10 protein-coding genes are annotated in these 14,225 nt (G+C 68.4%); 7 read left to right on the forward strand and 3 right to left on the reverse strand.

Going from position 1 to position 14,225, the window contains the following annotated elements; all coding sequences use genetic code 11:
- The first annotated feature begins 77 nt into the window (after nucleotides 1-77).
- Both ACFZAX_RS07455 and ACFZAX_RS07460 read left to right on the forward strand, forming a co-directional pair.
- The gene (locus ACFZAX_RS07455; RefSeq protein ID WP_390959991.1) at nucleotides 78-3,977 is read left to right on the forward strand and encodes a DNA-directed RNA polymerase subunit beta'; all 3,900 of its coding nucleotides are present in this window, start codon (nucleotides 78-80) and stop codon (nucleotides 3,975-3,977) included.
- A 210-nt stretch (nucleotides 3,978-4,187) separates the two neighbouring features.
- Entirely contained in the window at nucleotides 4,188-5,471 is a 1,284-nt protein-coding gene (locus ACFZAX_RS07460) for a N,N-dimethylformamidase beta subunit family domain-containing protein (RefSeq protein WP_390959993.1), read from the forward strand.
- A 105-nt stretch (nucleotides 5,472-5,576) separates the two neighbouring features.
- Here ACFZAX_RS07460 and ACFZAX_RS07465 read toward each other — a convergent pair whose 3' ends face one another.
- Nucleotides 5,577-6,770 (reverse strand): hypothetical protein, encoded by a 1,194-nt coding sequence (locus ACFZAX_RS07465; protein WP_390959995.1) that lies wholly within the window; start codon nucleotides 6,768-6,770, stop codon nucleotides 5,577-5,579.
- A 579-nt stretch (nucleotides 6,771-7,349) separates the two neighbouring features.
- Here ACFZAX_RS07465 and rpsL point away from each other — a divergent pair.
- The 4 genes from rpsL (at nucleotide 7,350) to tuf (ending at nucleotide 11,715) form a co-directional block, all read left to right on the forward strand.
- Nucleotides 7,350-7,721: a 30S ribosomal protein S12 gene (gene rpsL, locus ACFZAX_RS07470; protein ID WP_003948652.1), complete on the forward strand. Its 372-nt coding sequence runs from the start codon at nucleotides 7,350-7,352 to the stop codon at nucleotides 7,719-7,721.
- 2 nt (nucleotides 7,722-7,723) lie between these two features.
- On the forward strand, nucleotides 7,724-8,194 hold the full coding sequence (rpsG, locus tag ACFZAX_RS07475) for a 30S ribosomal protein S7 (RefSeq protein WP_219611728.1): 471 nt from the start codon (nucleotides 7,724-7,726) through the stop codon (nucleotides 8,192-8,194).
- 39 nt (nucleotides 8,195-8,233) lie between these two features.
- Nucleotides 8,234-10,360, forward strand: coding sequence for an elongation factor G (gene fusA, locus ACFZAX_RS07480; RefSeq protein ID WP_390959998.1), 2,127 nt, complete (start codon nucleotides 8,234-8,236; stop codon nucleotides 10,358-10,360).
- A gap of 161 nt (nucleotides 10,361-10,521) precedes the next feature.
- Entirely contained in the window at nucleotides 10,522-11,715 is a 1,194-nt protein-coding gene (gene tuf / locus ACFZAX_RS07485; protein WP_327176205.1) for an elongation factor Tu, read from the forward strand.
- Nucleotides 11,716-11,852: 137 nt separating this feature from the next.
- On the opposite strand, the gene ACFZAX_RS07490 is transcribed toward tuf, so the two are convergent.
- Nucleotides 11,853-12,824 (reverse strand): ABC transporter substrate-binding protein, encoded by a 972-nt coding sequence (locus tag ACFZAX_RS07490; protein ID WP_390960001.1) that lies wholly within the window; start codon nucleotides 12,822-12,824, stop codon nucleotides 11,853-11,855.
- A gap of 220 nt (nucleotides 12,825-13,044) precedes the next feature.
- Entirely contained in the window at nucleotides 13,045-13,530 is a 486-nt protein-coding gene (locus ACFZAX_RS07495; protein ID WP_390960003.1) for a GNAT family N-acetyltransferase, read from the reverse strand.
- 141 nt (nucleotides 13,531-13,671) lie between these two features.
- On the opposite strand from ACFZAX_RS07495, the gene ACFZAX_RS07500 reads away from it, so the two are divergent.
- On the forward strand, nucleotides 13,672-14,223 hold the full coding sequence (locus tag ACFZAX_RS07500; protein ID WP_390960005.1) for an isochorismatase family protein: 552 nt from the start codon (nucleotides 13,672-13,674) through the stop codon (nucleotides 14,221-14,223).
- Nucleotides 14,224-14,225: the final 2 nt, after the last annotated feature.

Raw genomic sequence — 14,225 nt, forward strand, 5'->3', positions numbered from 1 at the left:
CAGACCATTGCTGAAGTGCCCCATCTCCACGCTTCACGGCGAGGGGCTCGAACCCCCGAAAGAGGGATTGACGACAAGTGCTCGACGTCAACTTCTTCGACGAGCTGCGGATCGGCCTTGCCACCGCGGACGACATCCGGACCTGGTCCCACGGCGAAGTGAAGAAGCCGGAGACCATCAACTACCGCACGCTCAAGCCCGAAAAGGACGGACTCTTCTGCGAGAAGATCTTCGGTCCGACCCGGGACTGGGAGTGCTACTGCGGCAAGTACAAGCGTGTCCGCTTCAAGGGCATCATCTGTGAGCGCTGTGGCGTCGAGGTCACGCGCGCCAAGGTGCGCCGTGAGCGCATGGGCCACATCGAGCTTGCCGCTCCCGTCACCCACATCTGGTACTTCAAGGGCGTCCCGTCGCGCCTCGGATACCTGCTGGACCTCGCGCCGAAGGACCTCGAAAAGGTCATCTACTTCGCCGCGTACATGATCACGTTCGTCGACGAGGAGCGCCGCACCCGCGACCTCCCGTCGCTGGAGGCCCACGTCTCCGTCGAGCGTCAGCAGGTCGAGAACCGCCGCGACTCCGACCTGGAGAACCGCGCCAAGAAGCTCGAGACCGACCTGGCCGAGCTCGAGGCCGAGGGCGCCAAGGCCGACGTGCGCCGCAAGGTGCGCGAAGGTGCCGAGCGTGAGATGAAGCAGCTGCGCGACCGTGCGCAGCGCGAGATCGACCGTCTCGACGAGGTGTGGAGCCGCTTCAAGAACCTCAAGGTCCAGGACCTCGAGGGCGACGAGCTGCTCTACCGCGAGCTGCGTGACCGCTTCGGCACGTACTTCGACGGCTGCATGGGCGCCGCCGCGCTGCAGAAGCGCCTGGAGTCCTTCGACCTCGATGAGGAGGCCGAGCGCCTCCGCGAGATCATCCGCTCCGGCAAGGGCCAGAAGAAGACCCGTGCGCTCAAGCGCCTCAAGGTCGTCTCCGCGTTCCTGCAGACCAGCAACAAGCCCAAGGGCATGGTGCTCGACTGCGTGCCGGTCATCCCGCCGGACCTGCGTCCGATGGTGCAGCTGGACGGTGGCCGCTTCGCGACCTCCGACCTGAACGACCTGTACCGCCGTGTGATCAACCGCAACAACCGCCTGAAGCGCCTCCTCGACCTCGGTGCCCCCGAGATCATCGTGAACAACGAGAAGCGCATGCTCCAGGAGGCCGTCGACGCGCTGTTCGACAACGGCCGTCGTGGTCGCCCGGTCACGGGTCCCGGCAACCGTCCGCTGAAGTCCCTGAGCGACATGCTCAAGGGCAAGCAGGGTCGATTCCGTCAGAACCTCCTCGGCAAGCGCGTGGACTACTCCGCGCGTTCCGTGATCGTCGTCGGCCCGCAGCTCAAGCTGCACCAGTGCGGTCTGCCGAAGGCCATGGCGCTGGAGCTCTTCAAGCCGTTCGTGATGAAGCGCCTGGTGGACCTGAACCACGCGCAGAACATCAAGTCGGCGAAGCGCATGGTCGAGCGTGGCCGCACCGTCGTGTACGACGTCCTCGAAGAGGTCATCGCCGAGCACCCGGTGCTGCTGAACCGTGCGCCCACCCTGCACCGCCTCGGCATCCAGGCCTTCGAGCCCCAGCTGGTCGAGGGCAAGGCCATCCAGATTCACCCGCTCGTCTGCACCGCGTTCAACGCGGACTTCGACGGTGACCAGATGGCCGTGCACCTGCCGCTCTCCGCGGAGGCGCAGGCCGAGGCCCGCATCCTGATGCTGTCCTCGAACAACATCCTGAAGCCGGCCGACGGTCGCCCCGTCACCATGCCGACCCAGGACATGGTGCTGGGTCTCTTCTTCCTCACGACGGACGAAGAGGGCCGCAACGTCAAGGGCACGGACCGCGCGTTCGGCTCCACGGCCGAGGCCACCATGGCCTTCGACGCCCGCGAGCTGTCGCTCCAGGCGAAGGTCGACATCCGCTTCCCGGTGGGCACCATCCCGCCGCGTGGCTGGGTGCCGCCGGTCGCCGAGGAGGGCGAGCCCGAGTACCAGCCCGGTGACACCTTCCGTCTGCGTACGAGCCTGGGCCGCGCGCTCTTCAACGAGCTGCTGCCCGAGGACTACCCGTTCGTCGACTACTCGGTGGGCAAGAAGCAGCTCTCCGAGATCGTCAACGACCTGGCCGAGCGCTACCCCAAGGTCATCGTGGCGGCGACGCTCGACAACCTGAAGGCGGCCGGTTTCCACTGGGCGACCCGCTCCGGTGTGACCGTCGCGGTCTCCGACATCGTCGTGCCCGAGGCCAAGAAGGCCATCGTGCGCGGCTACGAGGAGCAGGACGAGAAGGTCCAGAAGCAGTACGAGCGTGGTCTGATCACCAAGGACGAGCGCACGCAGGAGCTCATCGCGATCTGGACCAAGGCGACCAACGAGGTCGCCGAGGCGATGAACGCGAACTTCCCCAAGGTGAACCCCATCTTCATGATGGTTGACTCGGGTGCCCGAGGAAACATGATGCAGATGCGTCAGATCGCCGGTATGCGTGGTCTGGTGTCGAACGCCAAGAACGAGACGATCCCGCGTCCCATCAAGGCGTCGTTCCGTGAGGGCCTGACCGTCCTCGAGTACTTCATCTCCACGCACGGTGCCCGTAAGGGTCTGGCCGACACCGCCCTGCGTACCGCCGACTCGGGTTACCTGACCCGTCGTCTGGTGGACGTCTCGCAGGACGTGATCATCCGCGAGGAGGACTGCGGCACCGACCGCGGCCTCAAGCTGAAGATCGCGGTCAAGGGTGAGGACGGCGTCCTTCGCAAGACGGACGACGTCGAGACCTCGGTGTACGCCCGCATGCTGGCCGAGGACGTCGTCATCGACGGCAAGGTCATCGCGCCGGCCAACGTGGACCTCGGTGACGTGCTCATCGACGCCCTCGTGAACGCGGGTGTCGAGGAGGTCAAGACCCGTTCGGTCCTGACCTGTGAGTCCGCGGTCGGCACCTGTGCCTTCTGCTACGGACGCTCGCTCGCCACCGGCAAGCTGGTCGACATCGGTGAGGCGGTCGGCATCATCGCCGCCCAGTCCATCGGTGAGCCCGGTACCCAGCTGACGATGCGTACCTTCCACACCGGTGGTGTGGCCGGTGACGACATCACCCAGGGTCTGCCCCGTGTCGTCGAGCTCTTCGAAGCCCGTACGCCGAAGGGTGTCGCTCCGATCTCCGAGGCCGCAGGCCGCATCCGGATCGAAGAGACCGAGAAGACCAAGAAGATCATCGTCACGCCGGACGACGGAAGCGAGGAGACTCCCTTCCCGATCTCCAAGCGCGCCAAGGTGCTCGTCCGCGAGGGCGACCACGTCGAGGTCGGCCAGAAGCTGACCTTCGGTGCGACCAACCCGCACGACGTGCTGCGCATCCTCGGCCAGCGTGCGGTCCAGGTCCACCTGGTCGGCGAAGTCCAGAAGGTCTACAACTCGCAGGGCGTGTCGATCCACGACAAGCACATCGAGATCATCATCCGGCAGATGCTCCGCCGCGTGACGATCATCGAGTCCGGCGACGCGGAGCTCCTGCCGGGCGAGCTCGTCGAGCGCTCGAAGTTCGAGACCGAGAACCGTCGTGTGGTCACCGAGGGCGGACACCCCGCCTCCGGCCGTCCGCAGCTGATGGGTATCACCAAGGCCTCGCTCGCCACCGAGTCGTGGCTGTCGGCGGCGTCCTTCCAGGAGACGACCAGGGTCCTGACCGACGCGGCGATCAACGCCAAGTCGGACTCCCTGATCGGCCTCAAGGAGAACGTCATCATCGGTAAGCTCATCCCGGCCGGTACGGGCCTCGCCCGCTACCGCAACATCCGGGTCGAGCCGACCGAGGAGGCCAAGGCCGCGATGTACTCGGCCGTCGGCTACGACGACATCGACTACTCGCCGTTCGGCACCGGCTCCGGCCAGGCCGTTCCGCTGGAGGACTACGACTACGGTCCGTACAACCAGTAAGCGGGTCGTCCGATCGACCGACCGCAGGGCGGCCACCCCGTTGGGGTGGCCGCCCTGCGGCGTTTCCGGTTCGTGATCGCCCGGACCGCCTGAACGGTCGGACAGGCGTTCTACGATGAGTGATCAGCGACGGGACCGGGGGCCGTCGTTGCCGCAGAGGCCCCGGCGTACCGGACCGACCCCTCCGGTACGGCTCCGTGGAGGTCTCGAATGCCGTACGTGTCGCGCCGGTCCCTGCTGCACTTCCTCGGAGCGGCGGCCGTGGCCGGCGGCGGCGCGACCGCCGCCGCGAGCCCCGCGTCCGCCGCCCGTCCGAGTCCGCGTAGCGGGGACAATCCGGTGGTGCGGGAGAACCTGGCGACCGGTTCCGACGCCTGGTCGGTCGGCCATCGGGAGACCAGCGGGGTGACCGTCCGGAAGCCCGAGATCCAGGGGTACGCTTCCGCCACATCGGTCGCGCCGGGGGCGTCGCTCGATTTCCACCTCGCGTCCCACCGTGAGCAGGAGTGCACGGTCTCCGTCTACCGGGTGGGCCACTACGCCGGAGCCGGGGCACGGCATCTGCTGACCGGGGAACCGGTCGCGGTGGGTCCGCGTGACGCGCCGGCGGTCTCCCGCCGTACCGGGGCTGTCGCCTGCGACTGGCCCGTCTCCTGGAAGCTGGACGTCCCGTCCGGCTGGGTCTCGGGAATCTTCCTGGCGGTCTTCACCACGGAGGACGGTTTCCGCAGCTTCACCCCCTTCGTCGTCCGCGAGGAGTCCCGCGGTTCGGACGTCCTGATCGTGCTGCCGTTCACCGGCTACCAGGCGGACAACCCCTGGCCACTGCCCCCCGGCCCGGCGGCCGGCGACGGGCCCCTCCAGGTGTCCTTCGACCGGCCCTACGCCGGGCTGGGTCTGCCGGCCGCGCTCCCCCAGGACACCGCTCTCGCGCGCTGGGTGGAGGAGGCGGGGTACGACGTGACCTACGCGAGCGCCCTCGACCTGCACGAGGGGCGTGTCGATCCCGCCCGCCACACGGCCGTGGTGGTGTCGGGCCGGGAGGCGAACTGGTCGCGGGAGATGCGCGACGGCCTCGTCGCGGCGGTCGGGGCCGGGACGCGCCTGGCGCTTCTCGACGCGGACGGCGCCCCGGGGCGGGTACGCCTGGCTCCGGCGGCGGACGGCCGGCCCGCCCGGCTCCTCAGCCGGCGCCCCGTCGGCCTCGGCACCGGTATCCGGCTGACCCGGCGTACGGTGCCCGGTGCCGGCACCTGGCCCTGGCCGGACGGGGCGGACGCGGGCCACCCGGCCGGTCATGAGGTACGGGTGGACGAGGACGGCCGGGGCCGCCTCGTCCTGCGCGCCGGGTCCGTGTCGGGCGGACCGGCCTGGACCCTGGCGCTCGGTGAGCCCGAGCACCTGGACGCGGCGGTGAGCGGTGCCACGGGCCGGCTCTTCGACCGGATGGTGGGGGAGCGCCCCCGGAGGACCGCGACGACCGTGTCGGCCTGAGAGGCGGAGAGGCGGAGAGGCGGAGGGGGGCTGACGGCCTGTCGTGGCTGTGGCCGGGGCTGTGGCCGGGGCCGGGGCCGGGCACCTCTCCGGGGGCGAACGGCCTCAGCAGCGCCAGAAGCTGTGGTCCCCGCCCACCCAGCCGGTCAGCGGACGTTCGTCGTAGATGACGACGTCACCGCCGACGGTCACCTCGAACCGGACGGCCATGGTGTCCGCGGTGACCCCGGCGCCGGAGACGACCCCCACCAGCCGCTGGGTGCGGTCGGGCCGTGCGGGGACCGGGAGGCGGAACAGCACCTCCCCGTTGGTCCAGGGCTTCCCGTCGATGCGGGAGATCCCGAAGTGCAGGTGGACCTGGTCACCGGCGAGCCGGTACTGAGGCGGGTAGTTGTCGCTGTTCGGGACGTACAGGGACGTGTCGTAGGGGACCTTGACCCACGCGGGCGTGCCGGGATGGGGGAAGCGGGCCGCGTAGAACGTGCGGCCGCCCGGTACGCCGTCCGCGAAGCCGAAGGCCAGGGTCGCGGACGCCGTGTCCCCGGGGGCCGCCTGATAGACGCAGAGCCCTTCCGGCTCCCGGTCGGAGAGCGAACTCAGCGTGGTGATGTGCTGGTCGCCGACGACCTGCCCGGACCGCCAGTCCGTGCAGGTGATGTAGGTGTTGGCCTGCGCGCTGTCGCCGTAGAGCGTGTAGAGGTATCCGCCGAGGCTGGCGTATCCCTGGAGCGTCCGGTCGGACACCTGGCTGACGGTCCCGAGGGGTTCGAAGACCCCTTCCGCGGCCGCGTCGAGGTCGTAGCGGTCGACGAGGGCGACGGAGGTGGCGGAGGAGACGTTGCTGCTCTGGCTCCGGAAGATCAGCTCTCGGGCGACCGGGTCGACGGTGGCCGACACCCGGTACACGCCGGTTCTCGGCTGGTGGAGGGCGACGGACTGGGGGTCGGACGCGTCGGCGACGCCGTCGGGCACGTAGGCGACCCGGGCTATGGCCTGGGCCCAGAGGCTCTCGGAGACGAGCGCGTCGGTCCAGAGATGGATGCCGTCGTTCCGGCGGTCGACACCGATGTTCGCCCCGTGGCCGGCCCTCAGGAGGGTCATGGAGTCCAGCAGCGTGCCGTCGGCTCGCAGCCTGCTGACCAGCAGACGGGCCTGGTCGCCCTCGGTGACGTAACGCTGGCACACGTACCAGAGCTGGTCCGTCGCTTCCCAGAACATCGACTGGGCCACGCTGCTCGGTGACCGGAGCGGGGCGGCGGAGAGCAGGACCGGATTGACCGGGGCGGCGAGATTGATCACAGTGTTTCCTCCGATGGTGCCGGCGCACGCTGAGCCGATGGCCCTCGTCCCGCCCCGAGGGGCCGCGTGGGCCTCTCCGGGACGGTGCGGCGGCCGGGCCCGGTCCCCGCGTGAGCGCGGGCCCCGCGTGTGCCCGACGGGGTGGTCTGCGGGCGGGCCTCACCCTAAGGGCCTGCGGCGTTCCGCCCGCGCCGTGCCCACGCTCCGTCCGCGCTCCGGCCGTCACGGATCAGGGGGACGGCGTACGCGGTACGTTTGCCCGAGGGGCCCGGACCGGTCGTCCGTACGCCACCGCGGTGTCGTCTCCTCCGGGGGGCCGGCCGTCGCGCATCCGGCCGCGCCCCATTTGTTTTGACCCAAGTCGATGAGGTAGGTACGCTCAAGCCTTGTGCCTGGGGTGTGCCTGGGCTCGGCATGCGTGTCCTCAGCCGCAAGCCGGGTCCGCGAAAGGGCCACCGCAATCTGCGCCTCATCCGTTGTTTTCCGGCAGAGGTCCGCAGTATTCGACACACCCGACCGCGTGGGTCGGCGATGTTCCAGGTTAGTTTCAACGAACGGCACACAGAAACCGGAGAAGTAGTGCCTACGATCCAGCAGCTGGTCCGGAAGGGCCGGCAGGACAAGGTCGAGAAGAACAAGACGCCCGCGCTCGAGGGTTCGCCCCAGCGCCGCGGCGTCTGCACGCGTGTGTTCACGACCACCCCGAAGAAGCCGAACTCGGCCCTCCGTAAGGTCGCGCGTGTGCGTCTGACCTCCGGCATCGAGGTCACGGCCTACATCCCGGGTGAGGGACACAACCTGCAGGAGCACTCCATCGTGCTCGTGCGTGGTGGCCGTGTGAAGGACCTGCCGGGTGTTCGTTACAAGATCATCCGCGGCTCGCTCGACACCCAGGGTGTCAAGAACCGCAAGCAGGCCCGCAGCCGCTACGGCGCCAAGAAGGAGAAGTAAGAATGCCTCGTAAGGGCCCCGCCCCGAAGCGCCCGGTCATCATCGACCCGGTCTACAGCTCTCCTCTTGTCACGTCGCTGATCAACAAGATCCTGCTCGACGGCAAGCGTTCCACCGCCGAGCGGATCGTGTACGGCGCCATGGAAGGCCTCCGCGAGAAGACCGGCAACGACCCGGTCATCACGCTGAAGCGCGCGCTTGAGAACGTCAAGCCCGCCCTTGAGGTCAAGTCCCGCCGTGTCGGTGGCGCCACCTACCAGGTGCCGATCGAGGTCAAGCCCGGTCGCGCGTCAACCCTCGCTCTGCGCTGGCTCGTCGGTTACTCCCGCGCCCGTCGTGAGAAGACCATGACCGAGCGCCTCATGAACGAGCTGCTCGACGCCTCCAACGGCCTCGGTGCGGCCGTGAAGAAGCGCGAGGACACCCACAAGATGGCCGAGTCCAACAAGGCCTTCGCGCACTACCGCTGGTAGTCGTTACCCACATCGAGACCGAGAGAAGACTGAAGCCTTATGGCTACCACTTCGCTTGACCTGGCCAAGGTCCGCAACATTGGGATCATGGCCCACATCGACGCGGGCAAGACGACCACCACTGAGCGGATCCTGTTCTACACCGGTGTTTCGTACAAGATCGGTGAAGTCCACGACGGCGCTGCCACGATGGACTGGATGGAGCAGGAGCAGGAGCGCGGCATCACGATCACGTCTGCCGCGACGACCTGCCACTGGCCCCTCGAGGATGTCGATCACACGATCAACATCATCGACACCCCCGGCCACGTGGACTTCACCGTCGAGGTGGAGCGTTCGCTCCGCGTCCTCGACGGCGCCGTGACGGTGTTCGACGGCGTTGCCGGCGTCGAGCCCCAGTCCGAGACCGTTTGGCGTCAGGCGGACCGCTACGGCGTTCCGCGTATCTGCTTCGTCAACAAGCTCGACCGGACCGGCGCGGAGTTCCTCCGCTGCGTCGACATGATCGTGGACCGCCTCGGCGCGACCCCGATCGTCATGCAGCTGCCGATCGGTGCCGAGGCCGACTTCCAGGGTGTTGTGGACCTCGTCCGCATGAAGGCCCTGGTCTGGTCCGCCGACGCGTCCAAGGGCGAGATGTACGACGTCGTCGACATCCCGGCCGATCTCCAGGAGCTGGCGGACGAGTACCGCGCCAAGCTCGTCGAGACCGTCGCCGAGAACGACGACCAGATGATGGAGCTGTTCCTGGAGGGCACCGAGCCCACCGAGGAGCAGATCTACGCCGCTGTCCGTCGCATCACCATTGCCTCCGGCAAGGGTGGGGACACCACGGTCACCCCGGTGTTCTGTGGCACCGCGTTCAAGAACAAGGGTGTTCAGCCCCTGCTCGACGCGGTCGTCCGCTACCTCCCGTCGCCGCTGGACGTCGAGGGCATCGAGGGCCACGCGGTCTCCGACGCCGAGCAGGTCATCACCCGCAAGCCTTCGGAGGACGAGCCGCTCGCCGCGCTCGCCTTCAAGATCGCGAGCGACCCGCACCTCGGCAAGCTCACCTTCATCCGGGTTTACTCGGGTCGCCTGGAGGCCGGCACCGCGGTGCTGAACTCCGTCAAGGGCAAGAAGGAGCGCATCGGCAAGATCTACCGCATGCACGCGAACAAGCGTGAGGAGATCGACGCGGTGGGCGCCGGCGACATCGTCGCCGTCATGGGCCTGAAGCAGACCACCACCGGTGAGACGCTGTGTGACGACAAGAACCCGGTCATCCTGGAGTCCATGGACTTCCCGGCGCCGGTCATTCAGGTCGCCATCGAGCCCAAGTCCAAGGGTGACCAGGAGAAGCTGGGTGTTGCCATCCAGCGTCTCGCGGAGGAGGACCCCTCCTTCCAGGTTCACTCGGACGAGGAGACCGGCCAGACCATCATCGGTGGTATGGGCGAGCTCCACCTCGACGTCCTCGTCGACCGTATGCGTCGCGAGTTCAAGGTCGAGGCGAACGTCGGCAAGCCCCAGGTCGCGTACCGCGAGACGATCCGCAAGGCCGTCGAGCGTCTGGACTACACCCACAAGAAGCAGACCGGTGGTACCGGTCAGTTCGCGAAGGTGCAGATCGCGATCGAGCCGATCGAGGGCGGCGACGCCTCGTACGAGTTCGTGAACAAGGTCACCGGTGGCCGCATCCCCAAGGAGTACATCCCCTCGGTGGACGCGGGCGCGCAGGAGGCCATGCAGTTCGGCATCCTGGCCGGCTACGAGATGACTGGCGTCCGCGTCATTCTTCTCGACGGTGGCTACCACGAGGTCGACTCCTCGGAACTCGCGTTCAAGATCGCCGGTTCGCAGGCCTTCAAGGAGGCCGCGCGCAAGGCTTCTCCCGTCATTCTCGAGCCCATGATGGCCGTTGAGGTCACCACGCCCGAGGACTACATGGGTGAGGTCATCGGCGACATCAACTCCCGCCGTGGCCAGATTCAGGCCATGGAGGAGCGCAGCGGTGCTCGCATCGTGAAGGGCCTCGTGCCCCTCTCGGAGATGTTCGGCTACGTCGGAGACCTCCGTAGCAAGACTTCGGGTCGCGCAAGCTACTCGATGCAGTTCGACTCCTACGCCGAGGTTCCGCGGAACGTCGCCGAGGAGATCATCGCGAAGGCCAAGGGCGAGTAACTCTCCCGAGCTCACGCTTTAGGCTTGTCACCGGAGCCTGGTGGGCATTCACCGTCGATGCGGAAGCGGAAGCGGTGGATGCCCCGGGTTCCGGCATCCCAGCAAAGATCACCTGGCGCCGATGAAGCAAGGCGTACAGAACCACTCCCCAGGAGGACCCAGTGGCGAAGGCGAAGTTCGAGCGGACTAAGCCCCACGTCAACATCGGCACCATTGGTCACATCGACCACGGTAAGACGACCCTCACGGCCGCCATTACCAAGGTGCTGCACGACGCGTACCCCGACCTGAACGAGGCCTCGGCCTTTGACCAGATCGACAAGGCTCCCGAGGAGCGCCAGCGCGGTATCACGATCTCGATCGCGCACGTCGAGTACCAGACGGAGTCGCGTCACTACGCGCACGTCGACTGCCCCGGTCACGCGGACTACATCAAGAACATGATCACGGGTGCCGCGCAGATGGACGGCGCCATCCTCGTGGTCGCCGCCACCGACGGCCCGATGCCGCAGACCAAGGAGCACGTGCTCCTGGCCCGCCAGGTCGGCGTTCCGTACATCGTCGTCGCCCTGAACAAGGCCGACATGGTGGACGACGAGGAGATCCTGGAGCTCGTCGAGCTCGAGGTCCGTGAGCTCCTCTCCGAGTACGAGTTCCCGGGCGACGACCTGCCGGTCGTCAAGGTCTCGGCGCTCAAGGCGCTCGAGGGCGACAAGGAGTGGGGCCAGTCGGTCCTGAACCTGATGGCCGCCGTCGACGAGTCGATCCCGCAGCCCGAGCGCGACGTCGACAAGCCGTTCCTGATGCCGATCGAGGACGTCTTCACGATCACCGGTCGTGGCACCGTCGTCACCGGCCGCATCGAGCGTGGTGTCCTGAAGGTCAACGAGACCGTTGACATCGTGGGCATCAAGCAGGAGAAGACCACCACCACGGTCACCGGCATCGAGATGTTCCGCAAGCTGCTCGACGAGGGCCAGGCCGGTGAGAACGTCGGTCTGCTCCTCCGTGGCATCAAGCGCGAGGACGTCGAGCGCGGCCAGGTCATCATCAAGCCCGGTTCGGTCACGCCGCACACCGAGTTCGAGGCCCAGTCCTACATCCTGTCGAAGGACGAGGGTGGCCGTCACACCCCGTTCTTCAACAACTACCGCCCGCAGTTCTACTTCCGTACCACGGACGTCACGGGCGTTGTGACCCTTCCCGAGGGCACCGAGATGGTCATGCCGGGCGACAACACCGTCATGAACGTCGTGCTGATCCAGCCGGTCGCCATGGAAGAGGGCCTGAAGTTCGCCATCCGTGAGGGTGGCCGGACCGTGGGCGCCGGCCAGGTCACCAAGATCCTCAAGTAGTCACTTGAGAGTCTGACCTGGTTGCTCCTCACTGAGCACCGAGAAGGGCCCCGGCCCGCCGCGCGAGCGGTGGGACGGGGCCCTTCTTCTGTGCTGTCCTGTGCTGTCCTGTGCCGTCCGGCGGGCGGGAGGTGGCGTTACCGCCGGGCCGCCAGGGCCGCCGCGCCTATCTTCGGGGCCAGTTCCGCGACCGCCCATTCCACGCTGTGCGGGGTCGGTTCGGCGAGGGCCTGGGCGAGGGCGGGGCCGAGCGGGATGTACCGGCCTTCGGTGACGGCCGGCATCTTCCGGAAGGCGGGGGTCTTCTCCAGGGTGGCGAGGGCGTCCGTGGTGCCGGTGGCGAAGACGATGTCGGTGTCGGCCTGGCCGACGTCGGCGTAGTCGAGGTAGGTGCGTGCCGGGTCGCCGGCGTCGGGCAGCAGCGCGATGAGTTCGTTCAGCTTGATCCCGAGCCTGCGCAGCACGCGCGTGGAGGTGTCCTCGCGCGACTTCACCGCGCCGACCCCGTGGGGCATGGGGTGGATCAGCAGGTTGAAGCGGGTCCCGGACATGGCGGGGTAGGCGGCGCGGGCGTCGAGCGCGGTCTGCTCGGCGGCGCTGATCAGCTGGTCGCCCTGGTCCTTGACGCCGAGCGCCTTGGCGATGAGGCGGGTGCTCGTCTGCCAGGGGTCGGTGTCGGGGCCCTTGGCGTAGTGGACGACGGGCGCGATGGCGGAGAGCTTCGCGTACACGGGGGCGAGGGTGCGGTCCCTGGTCGCCAGGATCACGTCGGGCTTGTACGAGGCGACCGTGGCGACCACGTCCCCGCCGGCGGGGAGCAGGTGGGGCTGCTTGCCGGAGAGGGCGTTCTTCGTCCAGGGCGTGATGCCGCCGGGTACTCCCTCGTCGGCGGCGGGCATGGCCGTCGGCTTGAAGCCGAGGGAGAGCGCGATGTCGGCACTGGCGCTGTCGAGTGCGACGACCCTGCGCGGCTTTCCCTTGATCTGCGCCGTGCCGAGTTTGCCCTCGACCGAGACGGAGGGAGTGGTTCCGTCGGCCGTGCAGGCGGTGGCCAGCAGCAGGGCGGAGGCCGCGGCGACGAGTGCACCGGTCCGGATGCGGGTGTTCATGCTTCTCCTTGACTCGTTCCCCGCGACAGTAGCCCGATTCGTACGCACGTACGTGCCTGGAATCTGTGATTCCGGTTGACCGGATCACCGAGGGCGGGAGGCCCGGGCGGCGGGAGCCTGCCCATGATCCGGGCGGGTCCATCCGCTCCATCCGCGCGTCCGCGCCCGGACCGTGGCTGCCCGGCCCTCACGGAGTCGAGACGCCGGGGTGCTCCGTGCCTCAGCCGGTGACGGCCGCCGAGGCGTTGCGGACGGGCCGGCGGACCATGTGGACGTCGATCGGGTCCTGGCTCTCCTCGACGAAGCCGTGGCGCTCGTACAGCGGGCGGGCCGCGCTGCCCTGGACGACGATCAGCCGGACCTCCGCGCCCGCCTCGTCGGCGCGGGTGAGCAGCGAGCGGAGGACCGCGGTGCCTATGCCACGCCCCTGGACGCCGGGGGCGATGTAGAAGTTCTCCAGCCGGCGGCCCCGCTCGACGGGGCGCAGGGTCACACTTCCGGCGAAGGCTCCGTCGACCTCGATGACCGAGGTGTGCTCGGGCGCCCAGGCGTCGCGCAGCCGCTGGCGTACGCGGTGGTCGTCGTACCGTCCGAGGCGTTCCAGGTCCGGCCGCATGGCCTCGGCGCGCAGGTCCGCGATGGTCTCCAGGTCGCCGGGGAGTGCGGGGCGCAGGGCCCAGGCGACGGCGGTGGTGCTGTTGTTCATCCGTCAAGTATCTAGGCCACCCCTGCGGGGAGTTGAGCGGGGCGGCGCAGTACGGTCGCCCGGACGAGCAGCCGTTGCACCCGTTGCCCCTCAGCGGCTCTCATCGGCCCCCGTCGACTCCTGTACGAGAGAAGGAACCCGATGTCCGAACGCGCGACCCTGCTGATCATGGACGTCCAGAAGCTCATCGTCGAGCGGCTTGCCGGGCCGGATTACCTGGACCGGGTGGAGGAGGCCGTCGAGCACGCCAGGAGCGAGGGGACGCAGGTGATTCATGTGACGGTCGGGTTCCGTCCCGGGGCCCCCGAGATCCACCCGCGGAACAAGATGTTCGCCGGTCTGGCCGGTCGCCGGGCGGCGCCCGCAGGCGTGGACCCCAACCCGATCCACTCCCGGGTGGAGCCCCGCCCGGAGGACGTCGTGGTCGTCAAGCGGCGGGTGAGCGCCTTCGCGGGCAGCGACCTCGACATGGTGCTGCGGGCGGGCGGCTTCGGCCACCTGGTCCTCGCCGGTATCGCCACCAGCGGGGTGGTGCTGTCGACCGTGCGCCAGGCCGCCGACCTCGACTACCGGCTCACCGTCCTCTCGGACGCCTGCGCGGACGGCGACCCCGAGGTGCACCGGGTCCTGACGGAGAAGGTCTTCCCGAAGCAGGCCGAGGTCGTCACCGTGGCGGAGTGGGCCAACGGCTGAGC

It is taken from the genome of Streptomyces sp. NPDC008125, assembly GCF_042957125.1.
Taxonomy (GTDB): domain Bacteria; phylum Actinomycetota; class Actinomycetes; order Streptomycetales; family Streptomycetaceae; genus Streptomyces.

Excerpts from the sequence above, each read along its gene's own strand:
- ACFZAX_RS07460 (WP_390959993.1), top strand. The coding sequence starts at position 4,188 with ATGCCGTACGTGTCGCGCCGGTCCCTGCTGCACTTCCTCGGAGCGGCG.
- rpsG (WP_219611728.1), top strand. The coding sequence starts at position 7,724 with ATGCCTCGTAAGGGCCCCGCCCCGAAGCGCCCGGTCATCATCGACCCG.
- fusA (WP_390959998.1), top strand. The coding sequence starts at position 8,234 with ATGGCTACCACTTCGCTTGACCTGGCCAAGGTCCGCAACATTGGGATC.
- ACFZAX_RS07490 (WP_390960001.1), bottom strand. The coding sequence starts at position 12,824 with ATGAACACCCGCATCCGGACCGGTGCACTCGTCGCCGCGGCCTCCGCC.
- ACFZAX_RS07495 (WP_390960003.1), bottom strand. The coding sequence starts at position 13,530 with ATGAACAACAGCACCACCGCCGTCGCCTGGGCCCTGCGCCCCGCACTC.
- ACFZAX_RS07500 (WP_390960005.1), top strand. The coding sequence starts at position 13,672 with ATGTCCGAACGCGCGACCCTGCTGATCATGGACGTCCAGAAGCTCATC.